We start from the raw sequence: 1620 nt of genomic DNA on the forward strand, positions 1-1620 counted from the left end.
CCTGAACACGGTCTCCTCGATCTCCTCTTTCCTCCTCGGGCTGTCGATGCTGCCCTTCCTGTACAACGTGTGGAAGACCGGCAAGTACGGCAAGAAGGTCGAGGTGGACGACCCCTGGGGCTTCGGCCGGTCGCTCGAATGGGCGACCTCGTGTCCGCCCCCGCGGCACAACTTCCTCACCCTGCCGCGCATCCGCTCGGAATCGCCCGCGTTCGACCTGCACTACCCCTCGATCCGCGCGCTCGACGACGCGGCCACCCGCCCGCACACGTCCGTGACGGTGGCACCCGGGGACAAGCAGGAGTGAGCCGCCGGCCGGGACGACGGACCCAGGAGAGGAGGACTGCGTGAAACCCGACGAGGAGAACGCCCGCGGCCTGGCCCAGGTGGAGGGCTACCTGCTCTGGAACGCCGAGGTCGAGGAGGCCCGCCGCCGAGCGGGTCGCTTCACCGAGCAGCTGCCCTGGCTCACCACCGCACAGCGCGAGGACATCGAACGCGTCTACGTCAAGGACCGGGTGGAACTCTGCCGGGAGACGCTCACCAGGATCGCCGACCGCGCCGTCGAACTACGGGGCGAGTACACCGAGCGCTACGAACGGCTCAGGGCCCGCTGCGTCGCGGCCTCCGTCCTCACCGTCGGAGCGGTGAGCGGCACCTGCACCGCCTTCACCCTGATCAGCCGCTGACCCACGCCCCGGGGCGCTCGGAGACCGTCCGGGGCGCCCCGGGGCGCCGTGGTCGACCGCGTACCGGGCGGGACGGCCTAACCTCGGGCGGCTGCCCCGGCCAGGCCGTCCGGCACCTTCCCGCCCCGTACGCGAGGGCCCCGCGGTCCGGCAGGTCAGAGTGCGGCCCCGAAGTTCTGGGTCCAGACCGGGCCGCCGGAGGAGTCCTGTCTGCCGACCCCGATCTCCTTGAACGCGCAGTTGAGGATGTTGGCGCGGTGGCCGGGGCTGTTCATCCAGGCCTCCATCACCGCCGCCGGCGTCGCCTGGCCCTTGGCGATGTTCTCCCCGTACGTGCTCCAGCGGTACCCGGCGGCGGTGATGCGGTCCCCGGGGTCCGTGCCGTCCGGCGCGGTGTGCGAGAAGTAGTCCTGCTCCACCATGTCCGCCGAGTGCGTGGAAGCGGCGGTGTCCAGAAGGCCGTTACCGCTCACCGGCCCGCAGCCCTCCTTCGCCCGCTCGGCGTTCACCAGCGCCGTGACCTGTTCGGCCGCCGATGCGGGGGCCTGCTTCGTGGGCTCGGACGCCGGTACCGGCGAGGGCTCGGCGGACGGCGGACGCCGGGCGGGGGCCTCCTCCGGCGAGGGGGAGGCGCTGCGGGACCTCGACGCGGACGCGTTCGGCGACGGAGAGGCGGATGTGGCGGACGGCGAGGGCTCGGCCGACGGGGAGGCGGGAGAAGCGGAAACGGGCGGCGGGGCCACCGCGTCGGCAGGGCCGGTGAGGGACTCGACAGCCGTGGCCGGCCCCTCGTCCGCGTCGTCCGTGTAGAGGTGCACCGCCGTCCCGCCACCGCCCAGCGTGCCGACCGCCACCAGCGCGGCCACCACCGTGCTCCGGCGGCGCCTGCGCGCCCGGCCCCGGCGCCGCTCGGCCCGCCCCGGGCCGGAGG

Annotated in this window: 2 protein-coding genes and 1 pseudogene; 2 read left to right on the plus strand and 1 reads right to left on the minus strand. The window is 73.8% G+C overall.

The genetic code is table 11. From position 1 onward, the window contains the following. Together IH13_RS0100110 and IH13_RS0100115 are read left to right on the plus strand one after the other, a co-directional pair. A pseudogene (locus IH13_RS0100110) lies at positions 1 to 307 on the plus strand (cytochrome ubiquinol oxidase subunit I); the annotation flags it as partial. A 40-nt stretch (positions 308 to 347) separates the two neighbouring features. After that, the gene (locus IH13_RS0100115; protein WP_031079881.1) at positions 348 to 689 is read left to right on the plus strand and encodes a hypothetical protein; all 342 of its coding nucleotides are present in this window, start codon (positions 348 to 350) and stop codon (positions 687 to 689) included. 155 nt (positions 690 to 844) lie between these two features. Here IH13_RS0100115 and IH13_RS0100120 read toward each other — a convergent pair. Next, positions 845 to 1620: CAP domain-containing protein (locus IH13_RS0100120; RefSeq protein ID WP_031079882.1), on the minus strand; the 776-nt coding region annotated here is incomplete at its 5' end.

The organism is Streptomyces sp. NRRL WC-3549 (genome assembly GCF_000721935.1).
GTDB lineage: Bacteria > Actinomycetota > Actinomycetes > Streptomycetales > Streptomycetaceae > Streptomyces.